Raw genomic sequence first — 18,410 nt, forward strand, 5'->3', positions numbered from 1 at the left:
CGGGGGAGGCGGCGGCGCCGGCGGAGGCCGCGATGGCCTCCGTCCCGGTGTTCCCGCTGGTGGGGCTGCGGCCGCCGGCCCGCACGCGGGGCCCGGGGGCGCCGAGGTGGTGCGGGCCGACCGGGCCGACCGGGCCGGGCGGGTCAGTGGGCGGGGGTCTCGGTGATCATCGGCTCCAGGTAGCGGAGCAGGACGGTCTTGAGCTCGGCGGTGTACGCGGCGCGCTCGTCGCCCTCGTGGGCCAGGATCAGGTCGAGGGACGACTTGAAGATGCCCAGGATCATGTTCGAGGTGTGGGTGAGCTCGTGGGCCGGCGCCCGGGGGCAGAAGTCGCGCAGCACGGCCTCGATGCGGGCGAGCAGGCCGGCGTGCAGTTCCTCGTGCTCCTGGGCGATGCCGGGGACGCCGGTGCCGTGCATGAGCGCCCAGAAGGCCGGGTTCTCGCAGTTGAAGGCGATGACCGGGTCGAGGACGGCGTCGAGCAGCTCGGGCAGGGGGCGCTGGAGGTTCTCGGTGCGGAAGGCCTGTCCGTGCATTTCGTGCGCGCGCTGGAGCAGTTGGCCGCCGAGCTCGATCGCGATGGCCTCCTTGTTGGGGAAGTACTGGTAGAGCGTGCCCGGCGACACGCCCGCCTCGCGGGCGATGGCGTTGGTGCTGGCCGAGGCGTAGCCGGTACGGCAGAACACCCCGGCGGCGGCGGCCAGCAGCTGGGAGATCCGGCGCTCGCCGCGGGCCTGGCGGCGGCGCGGGGTGGCGGCGGTGGTGTCCGAGTCGGCGCTGGTCGTCGCGGCGGCGGCGCCGACCGTCGTGTCAGCGGCGCGGTCCGTCGTATCGACGGCGCCGACGGCGGAGCTCTTGATCCCCTTTTCGGTGTTTTTGTCCATGCGTGTCCCCGGCATGTCCAATCCCCTGCTTCCCGTGGGCGATTGACAAACGCGAGTGATCGCTCGCATTCTTGAGAAACGCGAGCGACTGCTCGTGTTTGCCAGTCTATGTGGCCTGGCAATCACGGTGAAGGGGACACCGAGTCATGTCCGAAGTCAAGAAACCGCCGTCCTCCGGGGCGGACGCGGGGTGGACCCGGTTCGTCACGGCCCGGCCGCGGCTCACGCTGCTGCTCGCCCTGCTGGTCACGGCCCTGGCCGTGGTCGCGGGCGGCGGCGTCGCCGACCGGCTGGGAAGTGGCGGCTGGGAGGACCCGGGCGCCCAGTCCACCTACGCCGCGCGGGCCCTGGAGCGGGAGTTCCCGCACTCCGAGCCCAATCTGCTCCTGCTCGTCGACGCCGCGGCGGGCACCACCGGGGTCGACGACCCCGCCGTGGCCGCCGAAGCCGAACGGCTCGCGACCGCACTCGCCGCCGAACGGGGGGTCGTCGGCGTGGGCTCGTACTGGCGCACCCAGCTGCCCGCGCTGCGCTCCGAGAACGGCCGGCAGGCACTCATCGTCGGCCGCGTCCAGGGCGACGAGAAGGCGGCCACCGCGGCACTGGAACGCATGGCCCCGCGCTTCGAGGGCGAGCACGGTCCGGTGCGGGTCTCCCTCGGCGGTCCCGCGGCCGTCCAGCGCGAGGTCACCCGGACCATCCAGGAAGACCTGCTGCGCGCCGAGCTCATCGCCCTGCCGGTCACCCTCGTCCTGCTCGTCCTCGTCTTCGGCAGCGCGGTCGCCGCCCTGCTCCCCCTCGGCGTCGGCATCGTGGCCATCCTCGGCACCAATGCCGTACTGCGCGGACTCACCGAGTTCACGGACGTCTCCGTCTTCGCCCAGAACCTGACCACGGCGCTCGGCCTCGGACTCGCCATCGACTACGCCCTGTTCATCGTCCGCCGGTTCCGCGAGGAACTCGCCGCCGGGCGCGATCCGGTGGCCGCGGTCGGGGCCACCCTGCGCACCGCAGGGCGCACCGTGCTCTTCTCGGCGCTCACCGTCGCGGTCTCGCTCTCGGCGATGCTCTTCTTCCCCATGTACTTCCTGCGCTCCTTCGCCTACGCCGGGGTCGCGGTCGTGCTGCTCGCCGCAGCGGCCGCGCTGATCCTGCTGCCGGCCGCCCTGGTGCTCCTCGGCCATCGGGTCAACGCCCTGGACCTGCGCCGGCTGTGGCGGCGGAGCCGGCCGGAGACGGCCGCGACCGGGCCCGTGGAGACGGGCCGGGGGTGGGGGTGGACGGCCGCTCTCGTGATGCGGCGCGCCCCGGTCTTCGCCGTGGCCACCACCGTGGGCCTGCTGCTCCTCGGGCTGCCCTTCGCGGGGGTCAAGTTCGGCACGGTCGACGACCGGCAGCTCCCGAAGGACGCCCCCTCCCACGTGGTGCAGGAGCAGATCCGCGACGGCTTCCCGAACAGCCCCGGCGGCGGCATCACCGTGCTCGCCGAAGGAGCCCCCGGCCCCGAGCGCCTCGCGGCCTACCGGGACCGGCTGGCCGCCCTGCCCGGGGTGACCCGGGCCGACGGGCCGATCGGCTCCGCGACGGGAAGCGAGTACACCACCTTCTCCGTGTCCGTCGAGGGTGAGGCCGTGGGGCAGACGGCTCGGGACCTGGTCGACGAGGTCCGCGCCGTGGACGCCGGCTTCAAGACCTCGGTGACCGGACAGGCGGCCGTCCTCGTCGACGCACAGAAGGCCATTGCCGGTGCGCTGCCCGCGGCGGCGGCCCTGGTGGTCCTCGCCACGCTGTTGCTGGTGTTCCTGCTCACCGGGAGCCTGCTGATACCGCTCCAGGCGGTGCTGCTCAATGCCCTCAGCCTGACCGCGATGTTCGGGGCGGTGGTGTGGGTGTTCCAGGAGGGCAACCTCTCCGGGCTCCTCTCCTTCACCGCCACCGGCGACATCGAGACCACCCTGCCGGTGCTGATGTTCTGCATCGCCTTCGGGCTCTCCATGGACTACGGGGTGTTCCTCATATCCCGCATCAAGGAGGAGTACGACCGGACCGGTGACCACGAGAGCGCCGTCCGGACGGGGCTGGCCCGCACCGGCGGGCTGATCACCGCGGCGGCCGTGATCCTGGCGGTGGTGATGGTGGCCATCGGCACCTCCCGGGTGACCAACACCAAGATGCTGGGGCTCGGGATCGCGCTGGCGGTCCTCATGGACGCCATGGTCGTCCGTAGCCTCCTGGTCCCGGCGGTGATGAAGCTGACCGGACGGGCCACCTGGTGGGCCCCCGCTCCGCTGCGCCGCCTGCACGAGAGGTTCGGCCTGAGCGAGGGCGAGTCCGCGCCCCCGACACCGGAGCCGGACCGGATACCCGTGGGGGCCGGTGCCTAGCTAGGGGTGCACCTCGGCCCCTGGCGCGGGGCGCGGGGGCGGGTGAGGGGACCCGCCGGGTCCCCTCACTCGCCCCGCCGGATTCAGTCCTCGCGGCGGCCCCGGTTCCCGGGCCGGCGGGCCACCCAGGCGTGCACGGTTTCGGCGTACCAGTAGGGCTTGCCCCCCTCCATGTGGTCGGGCGCGGGTAGGAGCCCGTGTTTGCGATAGGAGCGCACGGTGTCAGGCTGGACCCGGATGTGGGCAGCGATCTCCTTGTATGACCACAGCTGTCGGTTGCTCATGCTGGACACCTCCTTGTCCACGCCGCGGGGTCGGCCGGGAGGCCGTCGGGGGAGCCGACGCGTGGACGCTGACGATCACTCGGGTTGTGCCCGGGGAACGACGCTGAGTGACGACAGGGGAGGGGCTGTTGACTTCCTGTGACGGAAGACCCGCGTAATGCGGACGTGTGTGACAGAAGGGGGACCCCTGTGACAAGAGGGTCACAGGGGTCGGGCCGGGAGTTGGCGGGGCGTCAGCGGTACAGGGCCGGGCGTTCCGCCAGCTCCACGACGGCCCGTACGCCGCTGTGCGCCGCCGCGAGGCCCGCCTCGGAGACGGCGGCCGCCGCGTAGCCGTCCCAAGCGTCGGGCCCCGCCACCCGGCCCTGCGCGGCCGCGGCCACCCAGCTCCGCAGCTGGCGGTCGTAGGCATCGGCGAAGCGCACCGTGAAGTCCTGGTCGATGGCGCCGCCCCAGCGGCCCGCCGACTGCACCACCATCGCGTGTCCGTCGCCGATCCGGGCACTGCCCGCCTCGCCGACCGCCTCGCACTGGACCTGGTAGCCGAAACCACAGTTGACGAAGATCTCCACGTCGACGACGGCCCCGCCGGAGGTCTCCAGCAGCACCAGCCGGGGATCGCTCAGCCCCTCGGGAGCGGCTGCCGTGGGCCGCGGAGAGAGCACGCTGACGGCGGTGATCTCCTGCCCCAGCAGCCAGCGGGCCGCGTCCACTTCGTGCACCACCGAGTCGCTGATCAGCATGTCGCTGGTGAAGAACGATGGCGAGGAGGCGTTGCGGTGCCGGCAGTGCAGGAAGAGCGGGCGGCCGATCCCGCCCGCGTCCAGCAGCTCCTTCAGTCGGGCGTACTCGGCGTCGTACCGCCGCATGAACCCCACCTGCACCAGGCGTCGCCCCAGCCGCTGTTCGGCCTCCAGGATGCGCAAGGCCCCCGCCGGGTCCGGGGTCAACGGCTTCTCGCACAGCACCGGCAGCTCCCGCTCCAGCGCGTGCAGGATCGCCTCCTCGTGGGCGGGTCCGGGCGAGGCGATCAGCACGGCCTGGACCCCGGGCGCAGCTATCGCGGCCGCCGGGTCGGTGTGCGCCGTCGCCCCGTCCAGGGTGCCCGCGACCTCCTTGACCCGGTCCCCGTCCGGGTCTGCCAGGGCCACCACACGGGCCCCGCCCACCGTCCGCCCGATCCGGCGGATGTGGTCGGCGCCCATCTTCCCGGTGCCGATGACGGCGATGCCGAGCGTGCTCATGTCGTACTCCTCTTCCTTCCGGAGGGTCAGCGGGCGCCGCAGGAGCGGAGGTAGGCGCGGGTGCGCCGGGCGATCGGGAGCGGCCGGTCGGGCGGACACGGGTACATGTCCTGCTCCACGATGGCGAACAGGTCCACGTCCAGCCTCTGGGCCGCCGCGAGCACCGGTTCCAGCGCGGGCACCCCCGAGGGCGGTTCGCACATCACCCCACGGCCCACGGCCGGCCCGAAGGGCAGCCCCTCGGCGACGACTTCGGCCAGGATCCGCGGATCCACCTGCTTGAGGTGGAGGTAGCCGATCCGCTCGCCGAAGGTCTCCACGGCCTGCACGCTGTCCCCGCCGCAGTACGCGTAGTGTCCCGTGTCCAGGCAGAGGGAGACGAGCCCGGGGTCGGTGGCGTCGAGGAAGCGGGCCACGTTCGCCGGGGTGTCGATGTGGGTGTCGGCGTGCGGATGGACGACGATCCGCAGCCCGTACCGGTCCTGGACCTCCCGGCCGAGGCGTTCGGTCTGCGTGGTCAGTTCGCGCCATTGGGCGGGGGTCAGGGTGCGGTCCTCCAGCACCTCCCCGGTCTTGTCGTCCCGCCAGAAGGAGGGGATGACGACGAGATGGGCCGCGCCCATGGCCTGGGTCAGCGCCGCGATCCGCGACACGTGCTCCCAGGTGTCCTCCCACACGGCGGGCCCGTGATGGAGTCCGGTGAAGACGGTTCCGGCCGAGACGCGCAGCCCGCGCTTGGCCGTTTCCTCGGCGAGGCGGGCGGGATCGGTGGGCAGGTAGCCGTAGGGGCCGAGTTCGATCCACTCGTACCCGGCGTCGGCGACCTCGTCGAGGAAGCGTTCCCAGGGGGTCTGTCGGGGGTCGTCGGGAAACCAGACACCCCAGGAGTCCGGAGCCGAACCGATGCGGATACGGGTCAACGCGGGCGGGGAGGACGTCATAACGGCCACCTTAGGGTGGAGGACCAATGGGAGGACTGACTGTGACCGGCACCGGCGATCCGTTCGCGTTCGACCTGATCACGATGGGCCGGATCGGGGTGGATCTCTACCCGTTGACGACGGGCGTACCACTGGCCGAGGTGGAGACGTTCGGCAAGTTCCTGGGCGGCTCCCCGGCCAACGTGGCCGTCGCTGCGGCCCGGCTGGGACGCCGGGTGGCGGTGATCACCCGTACCGGCGCGGACCCCTTCGGCGGGTATCTGCGCTCCGAACTGCGGGGGTTCGGGGTGGACGACCGGTGGGTCGCCGAGGTCACCGGGCTGCCGACCCCCGTCACCTTCTGCGAGATCTTCCCGCCGGACCACTTCCCGCTGTACTTCTACCGGCTGCCGAAGGCCCCGGACCTGGAGATCGCGGTGGACGAGGTGGACTTGGCGGCGGTACGGGCGGCCCGCGTGTTCTGGATGACGGGCACGGGCCTGAGCGAGGAGCCCTCGCGGGCGGCGACGCTGGCGGCGCTGGAGGCCCGCGCGCGGACCGGGACGACGGTCTTCGACCTGGACTGGCGGCCGATGCTGTGGCGGGAGAAGCCGGGGCCGTACTACGAGCGGGCGCTGCGGTCGGCAACCGTGGCCGTGGGGAACGCGGAGGAGTGCGAGATCGCCACGGGCGTCTCCGAGCCGCACGCGGCGGCGCGGGCGCTGCTCGCGGCGGGCGTGGAACTGGCGGTGGTCAAGCGCGGCCCGGAGGGCGTGCTGGCGCTCCACCGCGACGGCACGGTGGCGGAGGTCGCGCCGGTGCCGGTGGAGGTGGTCAACGGACTGGGCGCGGGGGACGCGTTCGGCGGGGCGCTGTGCCACGGGCTGCTGGCGGGATGGGAACTGGAGCGGGTGGTGCGGTACGCGAACGCGGCCGGGGCGATCGTCGCCTCGCGGCTGGCGTGTTCGAGCGCGATGCCGTTCCCTCACGAGGTGGAGGAGGTGCTGGGGCGTGCCGGTGGCGTCTGAGTGGGGGATGGAGTGGACGAGGTTGTTGGTCCTCGACCTGGCCCCGGGAGAGGTGTACGCGCACGCGTGCGGCGAGTCGGAGTGGATCGTGCTCCCGCTGTCGGGCGGGTGCGAGGTCCGCTGCCGGGCTCTGCCCGGCCCCGTGCCTCACACGCCGGCGGGGCTGAAAGAGCGAGGCTCTGCCCCGAATCCTGCCCCCCGTCCTTCGGCGGGGCCGGAGGGCGGACGGGGCGGGCCAGATCCAGCCTCGCCGGCGTTCGAGGCGCGGGGGTTCGGGAGCGGCGCCCCCGCAGCGGAGCTGGAGGTGTTCGAACTGGCGGGGCGGGACGGGGTGTTCAGCGGCGTCACCGACTTCGTCTACCTGCCGCGGGACGCGGACGCGGAGATCCGGTCGGCCGCCGGCGGCCGGTTCGCCCTCGCCGGGGCCCGGTGCGAGACGCGGCTCCCCGCCCGGTACGGGCCCGCCGGCCGGGTCCCCGTAGAACTCCGCGGCGCGGGCCCGTGCTCGCGGCAGGTCAACAACTTCGCCGCCGCCGGCCCGGACGGCTTCGACTGCGACCGCCTCATCGCCGTCGAGGTGCTCACCCCCGGCGGGAACTGGTCCTCGTACCCGCCCCACAAGCACGACGAGCACCACCCCGGCGAGGAGTCCCGCCTGGAGGAGATCTACTACTTCGAGATCGCCCCGCACGGCGACACCCCCGGGCTCGGCTACCAGCGCGTCACCCCCTCCCCGGCGGGGAAGACCGACCTCCTCACCGAGGTGCGGACCGGGGACGCGGTGCTGATCCCCGACGGCTGGCACGGGCCGTCCATGGCTGCCCCCGGGCACGACATGTACTACCTGAACGTGATGGCCGGACCGGGCACGACCCGGGAGTGGCTGATCCGGGACCATCCCGACCACGGCTGGATCCGCGGCAGCTGGGACGGCCAGGACATCGACCCCCGGCTGCCCTTCTCCCGAACGGAGGACCACCGATGAGGCTCACCGTCGCGCAGGCGCTCGTCCGCTTCCTGTCCCGCCAGTACACCGAGCGCGACGGACACCGCCATCGGCTGATCGCCGCCACCTGGGGGATCTTCGGGCACGGGAACGTCGCCGGCATCGGCCAGGCCCTCCTGGAGACCGGGCCCGAAGCCATGCCCTTCCTCCAGGGCCGCAACGAGCAGGCCATGGTCCACGCCGCCGTCGGATACGCCCGCCAGAGCGGCCGCCTCTCCGCGCACGCCGTCACCACCTCCATCGGGCCCGGCGCCACCAACCTCGTCACCGGCGCCGCCCTCGCCACCATCAACCGGATCCCGGTGCTCCTGCTGCCCGGCGACACCTTCGCCACCCGGCCCGCCGACCCCGTGCTCCAGCAGCTGGAGGTCCCCTACGCAGGCGACGTCTCCGTCAACGACACCCTGCGCCCCGTCTCCCGCCACTTCGACCGGATCACCCGCCCCGAGGCCCTGATCCCGGCCGCCCTCCAGGCCGCGCGGGTGCTCACCGACCCCGTGCAGACCGGCGCCGTCACCCTCGCGCTCCCGCAGGACGTGCAGGCACAGGCCTACGACTGGCCCGAGGAGTTCTTCGCCGAGCGCGTGTGGGGCGTGCGCCGGCCCCGTCCCGACCGGCACGAGCTGGCCCGCGCCGCCGAGGCCGTACGGGGCTCCGCGCGCCCGCTGATCGTCGCCGGCGGCGGGATCCGGCACAGCGAGGCCGGCGCGGCCCTGGCCGCCTTCGCCGAGGCCACGGGGATCCCGGTCGCCGTCACCCAGGCGGGCAAGGGCGTCCTGCCGTACGGGCACCCCGCCGACGTGGGCGGGATCGGCCACACCGGCACCTCCGCCGCCGCCGCGCTCGCCCGGGAGGCCGACCTCGTCATCGCCGCCGGGACCCGGCTGACCGACTTCACCACCGCCTCCGCGACCCTCTTCCAGCACCCCGCCGTCCGGTTCGTCGGCCTCAACCTGGACCCGTACGACGCCCACAAACTCGCCGCCCTGCCCCTGGTCGCCGACGCCCGCGAGGGCCTCGACGAGCTCCGGGTCGCGGTCGCCGGCCACCGCGCGGACCCGGCGTACGGGGCGCGGTACGCGGCGGAGCGGGCGCGCTGGGAGAGCCGCGTCGAGCGGGCCTACGCCGTCCCGGAGGCGCAGGAGGACGCCCCGCCCACCCAGGCCCAGGTGCTCGGGCTGCTCGACGCCCTGGTCGACGGCACCGACATCCTGATCAACGCGGCCGGCTCCCTCCCCGGCGACCTGCACAAGCTGTGGCGGGCCCGGTCGCAGGACCAGTACCACGTGGAGTACGGGTACTCCTGCATGGGCTACGAGATCCCCGCGGCCATCGGCGTGGCGCTGGCCGCGCCCGGCCGGCCGGTGTGGGCGCTGGTCGGCGACGGGACGTACCTGATGAATCCGACCGAGATCGTCACGGCCGTCCAGGAGGGCGTCCCGATCAAGGTGGTCATCCTCGACAACCACGGCTACGCCTCCATCGGCGGCCTGTCGGGGGCGGTGGGCGGCGAGGGCTTCGGCACCGCGTACCGCTTCCGGGCGCCCGACTCCGGGTACACGGGGGACCCCCTTCCGGTGGACCTCGCGGCCAACGCGGGCTCCCTCGGGATGGCCGTGATCCGCGCCCGCACCACGCGTGACCTGCGCGAAGCCCTCGCCGAGGCCCGCATCGCGACCCGCCCCACATGTGTCTACGTACAGACCCGAACGCCCGACACTGTGTCGGGCCCACCCCCGGCGCAGGCGTGGTGGGATGTTCCTGTGGCCGAGACCGCGACCCGCAAGGCCGCTGCCACGGCCCGTGAAGAGTACGACCGGCAAGCCGCGCAGCGACGTCGCCATCTGTGAAGGAGCAAGGCAATGAAGACCGTCAACCACTGGATCGGTGGCAAGACCGTCGAGGGCGCGTCGGGCAACTACGGCCCGGTCACCGACCCGGCCACCGGCGAGGTCACCACCCAGGTCGCGCTCGCCTCGGCCGACGAGGTCGACGCGGCCGTACAGGTCGCCCGGGAGGCCTACCTCAGCTGGGGCCAGTCCTCGCTGGCCGCCCGCACCAAGGTGCTGTTCGCCTACCGCGCCCTGCTCGACGCCCACCGCGACGAGATCGCCGCGCTGATCACCGCCGAGCACGGCAAGGTCCACTCGGACGCGCTGGGCGAGGTCGCCCGCGGCCTGGAGATCGTCGAGCTGGCCTGCGGGATCACCACGCAGCTCAAGGGCGAGCTGTCCACCTCCGTCTCCAGCCGGGTGGACGTCTCCTCGATCCGCCAGCCGCTGGGCGTCGTCGCGGGCATCACCCCGTTCAACTTCCCGGCGATGGTCCCGATGTGGATGTTCCCGCTGGCCGTGGCCTGCGGAAACACCTTCATCCTCAAGCCGAGCGAGAAGGACCCCTCGGCCGCCAACAAGCTCGCCGAGCTGGCGACCGAGGCCGGTCTCCCGGCCGGCGTGCTGAACGTGGTCCACGGCGACAAGGTGGCCGTCGACGCGCTGCTCGCCCACCCCGGTATCGCGGCCGTCTCCTTCGTCGGCTCGACCCCGATCGCCCGCCACATCCACACCACCGCCTCGGCCAACGGCAAGCGCGTCCAGGCCCTGGGCGGCGCCAAGAACCACATGCTGGTGCTGCCGGACGCCGACCTGGACGCCGCCGCCGACGCGGCCGTCTCCGCCGCCTACGGCTCGGCCGGTGAGCGCTGCATGGCGATCTCCGCCGTCGTGGCCGTCGGCGCGATCGGCGACGAGCTCGTCGAGAAGATCCGCGAGCGCGCCGAGAAGATCAAGATCGGCCCCGGCAACGACCCGACCTCCGAGATGGGCCCGCTGATCACCGCCGCCCACCGCGACAAGGTCGCCTCGTACGTCAAGGGCGCGGCCGACCAGGGCGCGGAGGTCGTCCTCGACGGCACCGGCTTCACGGTCGAGGGCAACGAGAACGGCCACTGGATCGGCCTGTCCCTGCTGGACCACGTGAAGACCGACTCCGACGCCTACCGCGACGAGATCTTCGGCCCGGTCCTGTGCGTGCTGCGCGCCGAGACCTACGAGGAGGGCGTGGCCCTCATCAACGCCTCGCCGTTCGGCAACGGCACCGCGATCTTCACCCGCGACGGCGGCGCCGCCCGCCGCTTCCAGCTGGAAATCGAGGCCGGCATGGTCGGCGTCAACGTGCCGATCCCGGTGCCGGTGGGCTACCACTCCTTCGGTGGCTGGAAGGACTCGCTCTTCGGCGACCACCACATCTACGGCAACGACGGCATCCACTTCTACACCCGCGGCAAGGTCGTCACGACCCGCTGGCCGGACCCCTCTGAGGGCCACATCGGCGTGGACCTGGGCTTCCCCCGCAACCACTGACACCCGCCCCACAACCACTGACACCCGCCCCGCACCCGGCACGCCCAGCACCCCCGGCCACCTTCCCCCGGCCGGGGGCTGCTGCCGCGCCCCGCCGTCTACGCTGATCCACATGACGGAACTCCCGCACTTCGACGTGCTGTTGACCAGGCTGGCGGAGCACCGCGGGCTGAGCGTCGACGGCCTGGCCCGCCTGTCCGCCGTCCCGGAGCCCGAGCTGCGGGCCGTGTGCGACGGCGCGGTGCCGGATCCGTCGCTGCTCCGACGGCTCGCCCCCGTACTCCACCTGCACGCCGAGGACCTGTTCGTCATCGCCTCCGTGGCCCTGCCGCCGGAGATGACGCCCCTCGACCCGGACGCCGGGGGAGGGGCGGCCGTTCTCGCCCTGCACGCCATGGGCCTGCCGCGGCAGGAGCAGGAGCGGTTGCGCCGGCTGGCGGCGGCACTGCCGCAGCAGGACCGCACCCGGCCGGCTCCCGAACTGCCCCCGTACATGCAGTATCCGCCGGGTCCTGGCGGACTGCTCATGCGCCTGCTCGCCAACCGGAACCTGGGATGGTCGGCCGGAGCGAAGGTGTTCCTGTCCCTGACCGGCCGGTACTGGTCCGCCGCCACGTACGGGGCGGTGGGCCGTGGCGTGCGGGAAGTGAGCCCCGATCTCCAGGCCGACTACGCGACCGTGCTCGGCATCCGCGCCGACGACCTCGCCGTACTGACCGGCATCGGCCTGCCCGACGGACACCGTCCGCCGCCGCGGGCCGCCGTCGAGGTGGCCGCCCTCGTCCGGGACGTCCGGCGCCTGACCCGGGACCAGGTGTCCGAACTGTGCGACACCGCGGAGCGGGGGCTCAGGGTGCCGTGACCGGCCGGCGCCGTCGTCCGCGGGCGTCCGCACCGGTCAACGCGTTCGCACCGGTCAGGGCGTCCATTCGGGTCAGGGCGCCGGTTCCGGTCAGGGCGTCCGGGCCAGGTCCGGTACGGGGTGCGGCTGTTCGCCCGCCGCACGGCGACGGCGGCGCAGCACCCACACCGTGGCGCCCGCGCCCGCCAGCACGAGGAGCAGGCCCGCGGCCGGCCACGGCACGGCGATGAAGTCGGTCCCGGACTCCGAGACCAGATCGGGGTGGGCCGCCGCGCCCGCCGTGACCTTGACGGTCACCCAGTCCGACTGGGGGGCGTCCGGCCACGGTTCGCTCAGCTCGATCCGCTGCCCGGGCAGCAGGGACAGCTTCAGCTCGCGGGCGGGCCGGTCCAGCACCTCGCGCCCGAACAGGCCCTCGGCGGACACCGCCACCTTGGGCTCGACGACCACGTTGCCCCGGTTGACCAGCGCGTACGAGACCGTGGCGCGGGCATCGCGCACCCAGGGCAGCAGCGGCGCCGAGCGGCTGACCCGTACGTCCTCCACGCTCAGCCCCGCCGTGACCGGCCCCGGCACCCGGAAGTACAGCCGGGCGCCCACCGAGCGCTTCACCCCGACCTGGACCTTGCCCTCCTGCTGCACGCCCTCCACGGCGGTGCCCAGGGCCACGATCCCGCCGACGTGGTCGCCGGGCGTCGCGTCCGCCGGGACCTTCACGGTGAACGGGATGTCCTTGCGGCCCTTGGCGGGCACGGCGACGGTGCTCGCGGTCTCCGGCGCCAGTGCGACCCACGCGCCGACGTCCTTCGGCTCCGTCTCCACCGGTAGCAGCGCGAAGGCGCCGCCCGCCGGGGTGTTCACGGCGTCGGTGGCGAAGACCTGGAACGTCAGCTCCTTGTCGGAGGAGTTCACGATCGTCACGCTGTCGCTCAGCGTGCTCCCGGCCGCGCCCTGGTGGAAGAAGTACGCGCGGTCGGTCATCGCGGCGCCGGCCGCGGGCGTCGGGAACACTCCCCACGTGCCGTTGTCCGCGGCGTGCGCCGCGGTGGCCGGCAGCAGGCCCGCACAGCCGAGCAGCAGGTTGAGGAGCAGACCGTACAGGAGGGTGCGGGTGCGGGTGCGCATGGGCGTCTCCAGTGGGCGCGGAAAGGGGAAAGGGGTGGTGCGGCGCCGGAGCGCCGCACCACCCTGGGCCGAGCGGCCGGACGGGTCAGCTGATCGAGAAGGTCACGACCGTCTGGTAGGTGTCCGCGAACATGAAGGGCGGGAGCTGGATCATCCCGGCGCCGCCGACGGCGAACTCACCGCCGGTCAGCTCGTCCCCGCCGGCGGCCTGGGAGGCCACCTTCATCGGGACGTCGGAGATCGCGCCGGGCGTGCCCGCGGTGCAGGTGCTCGGGCTGTCCGGGTTGGTCACCGTGCAGGACGGCTGGATGCCGATCTGCGCCTTCGCCATCGAGTGGCCCGTGGTCTGGTTCAGGAACGGCGTGCGCGTCGCAGTCACGTCCCAGCCGAGCGAACCGCCGCGGAAGTCCTGGACGGTCGCGGCGTTGAAGACGCCGACCACCGACTGGGCCTTTCCGTTGATGGTGACCGCGCCGAAGTTGACGGCCGGCTGGCCGTCCTTCGGACCGAGGGCCAGCGGGCCGGGCAGGACCTCGACGTCGACCGGGTTCTTCACACCGGCCTGCTCCTCCAGGAACACGAAGGCCTTGTACGGGGTGATCGAACCGTCGATCCTGATCGCGTCGGCCTTCTTGGTGACCGTGATGTTGCAGGTGGCCGCGCCGGACGCGTCGGCCGTGCCCGCACCGGTGTCACCGGTCACCGCGCCCGCGAGCAGGGCGGAGCAGGTGACGGCGCCCGCCGGGAAGTTGGCGCCGGTCACGGTGACGGCGGTGCCCGCCGGGCCGCTGTTGGGCGTCAGCTTCGTGGTGATCGGGTCCTTGGGCAGGGCCTCGACCGCGACCGAGCCGAGCGAGGCGCTCGGGCGCGGCGCCGGGGTGCAGGTGGTGGTGAAGACCGAACCGGAAAGGTCCGCGTCGGTCACCGCCAGGTCGAGGGCGACCTGGACCGTGGTGCCCTCGCTGCCGTCCGGGATCTTGATCGTTCCGGAGAACGCCTTGGGGTCGAGCGGCTGTCCGGCGATGACCGAGACGGTCTCCGGCGGGCTGGTGACCACCTGGGTGGTGGAGCCGACCTTGAGGGTGATCTTGGAGGTGTTCACCGTGGTGACGGAGAACCCGGGGATCAGCGGGCTCGCGCCCGGGTCGATCGTGATCGGAACTACGTCACCGGCCTTGGCGCCGTCGGGCAGGGTGACCGTCCAGTTCTGGTTGCCCGAGCCGTCGGGCTGCGGCGCCGGGGCGTCGCAGTTCTCGAAGACGGCCGTGGTCTTGGTCGCGGCCTGCGCGGAGCCCGCCAGACCCGCCACCGTGCCCGTCAGGGCCAGGGACAGGGCAGCCGCCCCGGCCAGCACTCTTCGTCGATGCGTTCTCGTACTCACTGGGTCGCGACTCCTTCGTCATGACGAACCCCTCCCCCCACCCGCTGTGTGGGGGAGGCCGAGCCGGTGCGGTGGCCGATATTGACGCGTCGCCGTGATGAGAAGTCAATGACTTGCTTTGCCCCGAAGCACACAGAAATTGATGGCCCATCAGGGAAGGTCTGATGGGCCATCGGATTCCGACCGGTCGGGGTGGGCGGGGGCGGGGCGGCGCCTAGCGCCGGGTGGGCGTGTGGAGCAGCAGGTTCGGGGTGCCGGCCGGGAGCCCGGCGATCCGGTCGGACACGGCGCTGTGCAGCAGTTCCTCCGTCACCTGCGCCGGGGTGCGCGCCGTACCGCGCGCCAGGATGAGGGCGGCGACCCCGGCCACGTGCGGGGCGGCCATCGAGGTGCCGGAGGCGCGGGCCGTGGCGGTGGTGGAGTCCTTCCAGGCCGAGGTGATGCCCACGCCCGGAGCCGAGAGGTCCACGCAGGGGCCGTGGTCGGCGAACCGCGCCCACCGGTCCGCGGCGTCGGTCGCGCCGACCGTGATGGCCTGGGGGACGGAGGCCGGGGACCCGCCGCAGGCGTTCTTGCCGTCGTTGCCGGCGGCCGCGGTGAAGGTGATCCCGGAGGCCACGGCCCGGACCACGGCCGTTTCGAGGGCGTAGCTGCGGCTGCCGCCGATGCTCATGTTGGCCACGGCCGGGGTGGCGGGGGCCTTGGCGGCGTCCTTCACCACCCAGTCGAGACCCTTGAGGATCCCCGACAGGCTCGCGGAGCCGCGGCAGTCGGCCACCTTCACCCCGACGAGCGAGACCCCCTTGGCCACCCCGTACGTCTCCCCGCCCACGGTCGCCGCGACGTGCGTGCCGTGGCCGCTGCAGTCGCGGGAGCTGCTGAGGAACAGCGCGTTGTAGCCGGTGCGGGCGCGGCCGCCGAACTCCAGGTGGCTGGTGTTGATGCCGGTGTCGATGACGTAGACGGTGACGCCCTCGGCCCTGCTGGGGTACGTGTACGAGCCGTCGAGCGGGAGTTCGCGCTGGTCGATGCGGTCCAGGGACCAGGGCGCGGGAGCCTGCGGACCCCGCTGCGGCTCGGGTGCGGCGACGGCGTCCGGGGTGTCGGTGGTGTGGAACTCCGCGTCCGGCTCCACCGAGGCCACCCGCGGGTCGGCGGCCAGGGCGGCGGCCCGGGCGGCCGTGGTGCGGACGGCGAAGCCGTTCAGGGCGGCCTCGTAGACGGGTCCGACCTCGTCGCCGGCGTGCACGGCCTCGGCGGCCAGGGCGCGGGTCGGGGCGCGGGAGGTGGTGTCCTTGAGGACGACGACGTAGGGGGCGGCGGCGGAGCGGGGAGCAGGAGAGGCCCCCGTGACGGGGATGGTGGCCGTCGTGGCCGTGGTGGCCGCCGCGAGGAGCGCGGCGGCGGGGAGGAGCGCGGCGAATGCGGTCATGCGGCGATGCTCGGGGAGCGGCGGCGCGGGCGCGCGGAGGGTGCGCCGGGTGGGTGCACGACACGCCGCCGCGCGGGCGGATCCGGGCCGGCCCCGGCATGCCCCGGCCCCGGCATGCCCCGGCCCTGCGCCGCTCTGGCCTTGCGCCGCTCCGGGCCCGGCACGCCCCGGGACCGGCACGCCTCGGGCCCGCGCGGGGCGACCGCTCCGTCAGGCCGCGCGCCAGACCGTCATGTCCGCGTTCAGGGAGCTCGGCAGGTCGCCCATCCACGGAGTCGACTTGAGCGTGAGCACGAGCAGCGCGATGTCCCCCGACGGGTGCTTGATGCAGAACTCGCTGCCGGCTGCCGCCTGTCCCAAGCTCTGGGTTCTCTTGGCGCCCTTCTCGAGGGCGGCCCGGCAGGTGTCGAGGGAGCCGTTCGGCCCGCCCGACAGGAGGGTGATCGCGCTGGTGTCGCTCTCCAGGGTGCAGCCCACCTGTTCGCAGTCGAGGCGCAGGTCCCCGGCCCGAGTGGCACGTTTGACCGGTTCCTTGATGCTGATCGAGTTGTCCTCGTCCAGCGTCAACGAGGGGTAGGGGATGGCCTTCGGGGGCTTGCTCTCGGACGGGCTCGGGCTCGGGCTGGGCTTCGGAGCGGATTCGGCGACCGGGCGGGTCGGGTCGCCGCTCGCCGAGCGGGTCCCGCCCGCCGGTGTCCCCTTGGTCGTCGGGGACTTCGCCCGGTCGCGCAGACCGTCGGCCGTCTGGTCGATGACCACCCACAGCGTGCCCAGCAGCACTGCGGACGCCACCACCGACGCGGCGGTGACCAGCGCGTTGCGCCGCCGGCGCCGCCGCCGCTGCTCCGGTCCTTCCGGAGCCTGCGGATGCGGGGGCTGCGGCGGCTGCCACACCTGGCGCATCGTGTGCGGGGAGACGGGAGCCGGGGCGTGCGACGCAGCGGGGCCCGGTCCGGGTGCCGGTGCCGACTCGGGTGCGGGCTCGGGTACGGGCTCCGGGACCGTCAGCTCCGGTCCGGTCACCTCGCGCCAGAGGGCCGGGCCACCGTCCGCGTCGGCGTCCTCGCCCAGCTGCATCCGGCACCACGCCACGATCTCCGCCGGGGTGGCCCGGTCCTGCGGGTCGGTGGCCAGGCACCGGGCGATCAGCGGCCGCAGCTCCTCCGGCAGTCGGGACAGGTCGGGCGCGGAGTGCACGATCCGGTACAGCACGGTCGCGGAGGGGCCGGTGCCGTAGAGGGGCTCGCCCAGCGCGGCGTACGCCGCCGTCTGGCCCAGCGCGAAGACGTCGGCGGCTGCCGTGACCTCACCCGCCGACGCCTGCTCGGGGGACATGTACTGGGGCGTGCCGATGGCGGCGCCCGTGGCGGTGTGCGCGGTGGTGTCGGACGCCAGCGAGATGCCGAAGTCGATGACGCGGGGTCCGTCGGCGGCCAGGAGCACGTTCGACGGCTTCAAGTCGCGGTGCACGATGCCCGCGTCGTGGATGGCCTGTAGGGCCTCGGCCACGCCAGCCAGCAGCCACAGCACGGCGGGCAGGGGCAGCGGTCCGCGGCGGGCCACGGCCTGCGACAGCGAGGGCCCGGGCACGTAGAGGGTGGCCAGCCAGGGCGGTGTCCCGTCCGCGTCGGCGTCGATCAGCTCGGCGGTGTACGCGCCCCGGACCCGCCGGGCGGCCTCCACCTCGCGGCGGAACCGCCGCCGGAACGCCGGGTCCTCGGCCAGTTCCGGGCGTACGACCTTGATCGCCACCGGTCGCCCGCCCTGGGTGTGCGACAGGTAGACCCGGCCCATGCCGCCCGCGCCGAGCCGGGCCGCGATGCGGTATCCGGCCACGGTGGACGGATCGTCCGCCCGCAGCGGTTCGAACACCTCGGTCGCGCTGTTCATCGGCCTCCCCCGATCCCCTGGTCAACCGATGGGCCGACCAGCGAACACCCTAAGCGCCGCGCAGCGGACGGAGGTTGCCGGGGAGGCGGCGCGAGGGGCGGCCGAGCCGAGCGGCCGGGTGGGGTGGCGTGCGGGCGGAGTGCGGAGGAGTGCGGGCGGGGTGCCCCGGCTACGGGGCGAGGGGCCAGCCGCGCATCGAGAAGACGCCCTCGTCGCGGGCGCCGGCAGCTTCGTACGTGGCCAGGGCGGCCTCGTTGTCGGTATCGACCCCCACCCACATGCCGTAGCAGCCGCGCGCCTTCGCCTCCTCGGCGAGGGCCAGCGTCAGGTCCCGTCCGATGCCGCGACGGCGGTACCCCTCGTCCACGGAGAGCTCGTACAGGCACATCTCGGTGCCCTTGTCGGGGTGGCTCATCTCGATGCCGGAGACCATTCCGGCGGGCACGCCGTCGACGTAGGCGATGAGCATCAGGTGTCCCGGGGCGGCGAGGAAGCGCTCGGACCACTCCTCGCGGGCGGGCCCGTCGAAGAGGGATTCGGCGGCTGCGAGCTCGGCGGGGGTGAGGGCCCGGCGGATGTCCATGGCGGTCACGATAGTGCGCGCATGA

At 73.5% G+C, this 18,410-nt stretch carries 15 protein-coding genes; 6 read left to right on the plus strand and 9 right to left on the minus strand.

All coding sequences use genetic code 11. From position 1 onward, the window contains the following. Nucleotides 1-143: 143 nt before the first annotated feature. On the minus strand, nucleotides 144-884 hold the full coding sequence (locus OG594_RS07120) for a TetR/AcrR family transcriptional regulator (RefSeq protein ID WP_266596312.1): 741 nt from the start codon (nucleotides 882-884) through the stop codon (nucleotides 144-146). A 146-nt stretch (nucleotides 885-1,030) separates the two neighbouring features. Between OG594_RS07120 and OG594_RS07125 the strand changes: the two genes are divergently transcribed. Continuing rightward, nucleotides 1,031-3,268 carry an MMPL family transporter gene (locus tag OG594_RS07125; protein ID WP_266596317.1) on the plus strand — a complete coding sequence of 746 codons (2,238 nt, stop codon included), beginning with the start codon at nucleotides 1,031-1,033 and terminating at the stop codon, nucleotides 3,266-3,268. An 83-nt stretch (nucleotides 3,269-3,351) separates the two neighbouring features. Here OG594_RS07125 and OG594_RS07130 read toward each other — a convergent pair whose 3' ends face one another. From OG594_RS07130 to OG594_RS07140, 3 genes are all read right to left on the minus strand, one after another. After that, the gene (locus OG594_RS07130; protein WP_266596319.1) at nucleotides 3,352-3,552 is read right to left on the minus strand and encodes an AlpA family transcriptional regulator; all 201 of its coding nucleotides are present in this window, start codon (nucleotides 3,550-3,552) and stop codon (nucleotides 3,352-3,354) included. 233 nt (nucleotides 3,553-3,785) lie between these two features. After that, nucleotides 3,786-4,796 (minus strand): Gfo/Idh/MocA family protein, encoded by a 1,011-nt coding sequence (locus OG594_RS07135; protein ID WP_266596321.1) that lies wholly within the window; start codon nucleotides 4,794-4,796, stop codon nucleotides 3,786-3,788. Nucleotides 4,797-4,822: 26 nt separating this feature from the next. Next, nucleotides 4,823-5,737, minus strand: a complete 915-nt coding sequence (locus tag OG594_RS07140; protein WP_266596323.1) for a sugar phosphate isomerase/epimerase — start codon at nucleotides 5,735-5,737, stop codon at nucleotides 4,823-4,825. A gap of 26 nt (nucleotides 5,738-5,763) precedes the next feature. Here OG594_RS07140 and iolC point away from each other — a divergent pair, with 26 nt between their 5' ends. From iolC to OG594_RS07165, 5 genes are all read left to right on the plus strand, one after another. Continuing rightward, on the plus strand, nucleotides 5,764-6,744 hold the full coding sequence (iolC, locus tag OG594_RS07145; RefSeq protein WP_266596325.1) for a 5-dehydro-2-deoxygluconokinase: 981 nt from the start codon (nucleotides 5,764-5,766) through the stop codon (nucleotides 6,742-6,744). A gap of 7 nt (nucleotides 6,745-6,751) precedes the next feature. Continuing rightward, nucleotides 6,752-7,729 carry a 5-deoxy-glucuronate isomerase gene (gene iolB / locus OG594_RS07150; protein WP_266602691.1) on the plus strand — a complete coding sequence of 326 codons (978 nt, stop codon included), beginning with the start codon at nucleotides 6,752-6,754 and terminating at the stop codon, nucleotides 7,727-7,729. After that, entirely contained in the window at nucleotides 7,726-9,600 is a 1,875-nt protein-coding gene (gene iolD / locus OG594_RS07155) for a 3D-(3,5/4)-trihydroxycyclohexane-1,2-dione acylhydrolase (decyclizing) (RefSeq protein WP_266596327.1), read from the plus strand. The genes iolB and iolD overlap by 4 nt, the downstream gene beginning before the upstream one ends. 12 nt (nucleotides 9,601-9,612) lie before the next feature. Continuing rightward, nucleotides 9,613-11,112 (plus strand): CoA-acylating methylmalonate-semialdehyde dehydrogenase, encoded by a 1,500-nt coding sequence (locus tag OG594_RS07160; RefSeq protein ID WP_266596329.1) that lies wholly within the window; start codon nucleotides 9,613-9,615, stop codon nucleotides 11,110-11,112. 112 nt (nucleotides 11,113-11,224) lie between these two features. Beyond that, nucleotides 11,225-11,974: a hypothetical protein gene (locus OG594_RS07165; RefSeq protein ID WP_266596331.1), complete on the plus strand. Its 750-nt coding sequence runs from the start codon at nucleotides 11,225-11,227 to the stop codon at nucleotides 11,972-11,974. 90 nt (nucleotides 11,975-12,064) lie between these two features. On the opposite strand, the gene OG594_RS07170 is transcribed toward OG594_RS07165, so the two are convergent. The 5 genes from OG594_RS07170 to OG594_RS07190 form a co-directional block, all read right to left on the minus strand. Then, on the minus strand, nucleotides 12,065-13,099 hold the full coding sequence (locus OG594_RS07170) for a DUF916 domain-containing protein (protein ID WP_266596333.1): 1,035 nt from the start codon (nucleotides 13,097-13,099) through the stop codon (nucleotides 12,065-12,067). 85 nt (nucleotides 13,100-13,184) lie between these two features. Beyond that, the gene (locus tag OG594_RS07175; protein ID WP_266596338.1) at nucleotides 13,185-14,480 is read right to left on the minus strand and encodes a hypothetical protein; all 1,296 of its coding nucleotides are present in this window, start codon (nucleotides 14,478-14,480) and stop codon (nucleotides 13,185-13,187) included. 214 nt (nucleotides 14,481-14,694) lie between these two features. Continuing rightward, nucleotides 14,695-15,912, minus strand: coding sequence for a S8 family peptidase (locus OG594_RS07180; protein WP_266596340.1), 1,218 nt, complete (start codon nucleotides 15,910-15,912; stop codon nucleotides 14,695-14,697). Between the two features lie 210 nt (nucleotides 15,913-16,122). After that, on the minus strand, nucleotides 16,123-17,802 hold the full coding sequence (locus OG594_RS07185; RefSeq protein ID WP_266596342.1) for a serine/threonine-protein kinase: 1,680 nt from the start codon (nucleotides 17,800-17,802) through the stop codon (nucleotides 16,123-16,125). A 169-nt stretch (nucleotides 17,803-17,971) separates the two neighbouring features. Then, a complete protein-coding gene (locus OG594_RS07190) occupies nucleotides 17,972-18,385 on the minus strand; it encodes a GNAT family N-acetyltransferase (protein WP_266596344.1) in 414 nt (137 codons plus the stop codon). Between the last annotated feature and the right edge of the window lie 25 nt (nucleotides 18,386-18,410).

Origin of the sequence: Streptomyces sp. NBC_01214 (assembly GCF_026340975.1) — a bacterium.
Taxonomy (GTDB): Bacteria; Actinomycetota; Actinomycetes; order Streptomycetales; family Streptomycetaceae; genus Streptomyces.

Coding starts and splice junctions, on each gene's coding strand:
- iolD (WP_266596327.1), top strand. CDS start 7,726: ATGAGGCTCACCGTCGCGCAGGCGCTCGTCCGCTTCCTGTCCCGCCAG.
- iolB (WP_266602691.1), top strand. CDS start 6,752: ATGGAGTGGACGAGGTTGTTGGTCCTCGACCTGGCCCCGGGAGAGGTG.
- OG594_RS07165 (WP_266596331.1), top strand. CDS start 11,225: ATGACGGAACTCCCGCACTTCGACGTGCTGTTGACCAGGCTGGCGGAG.
- OG594_RS07185 (WP_266596342.1), bottom strand. CDS start 17,802: ATGAACAGCGCGACCGAGGTGTTCGAACCGCTGCGGGCGGACGATCCG.
- OG594_RS07190 (WP_266596344.1), bottom strand. CDS start 18,385: ATGGACATCCGCCGGGCCCTCACCCCCGCCGAGCTCGCAGCCGCCGAA.
- OG594_RS07130 (WP_266596319.1), bottom strand. CDS start 3,552: ATGAGCAACCGACAGCTGTGGTCATACAAGGAGATCGCTGCCCACATC.
- OG594_RS07140 (WP_266596323.1), bottom strand. CDS start 5,737: ATGACGTCCTCCCCGCCCGCGTTGACCCGTATCCGCATCGGTTCGGCT.
- OG594_RS07120 (WP_266596312.1), bottom strand. CDS start 884: ATGGACAAAAACACCGAAAAGGGGATCAAGAGCTCCGCCGTCGGCGCC.
- OG594_RS07135 (WP_266596321.1), bottom strand. CDS start 4,796: ATGAGCACGCTCGGCATCGCCGTCATCGGCACCGGGAAGATGGGCGCC.
- OG594_RS07125 (WP_266596317.1), top strand. CDS start 1,031: ATGTCCGAAGTCAAGAAACCGCCGTCCTCCGGGGCGGACGCGGGGTGG.
- OG594_RS07160 (WP_266596329.1), top strand. CDS start 9,613: ATGAAGACCGTCAACCACTGGATCGGTGGCAAGACCGTCGAGGGCGCG.
- OG594_RS07180 (WP_266596340.1), bottom strand. CDS start 15,912: ATGACCGCATTCGCCGCGCTCCTCCCCGCCGCCGCGCTCCTCGCGGCG.
- OG594_RS07170 (WP_266596333.1), bottom strand. CDS start 13,099: ATGCGCACCCGCACCCGCACCCTCCTGTACGGTCTGCTCCTCAACCTG.
- iolC (WP_266596325.1), top strand. CDS start 5,764: ATGGGAGGACTGACTGTGACCGGCACCGGCGATCCGTTCGCGTTCGAC.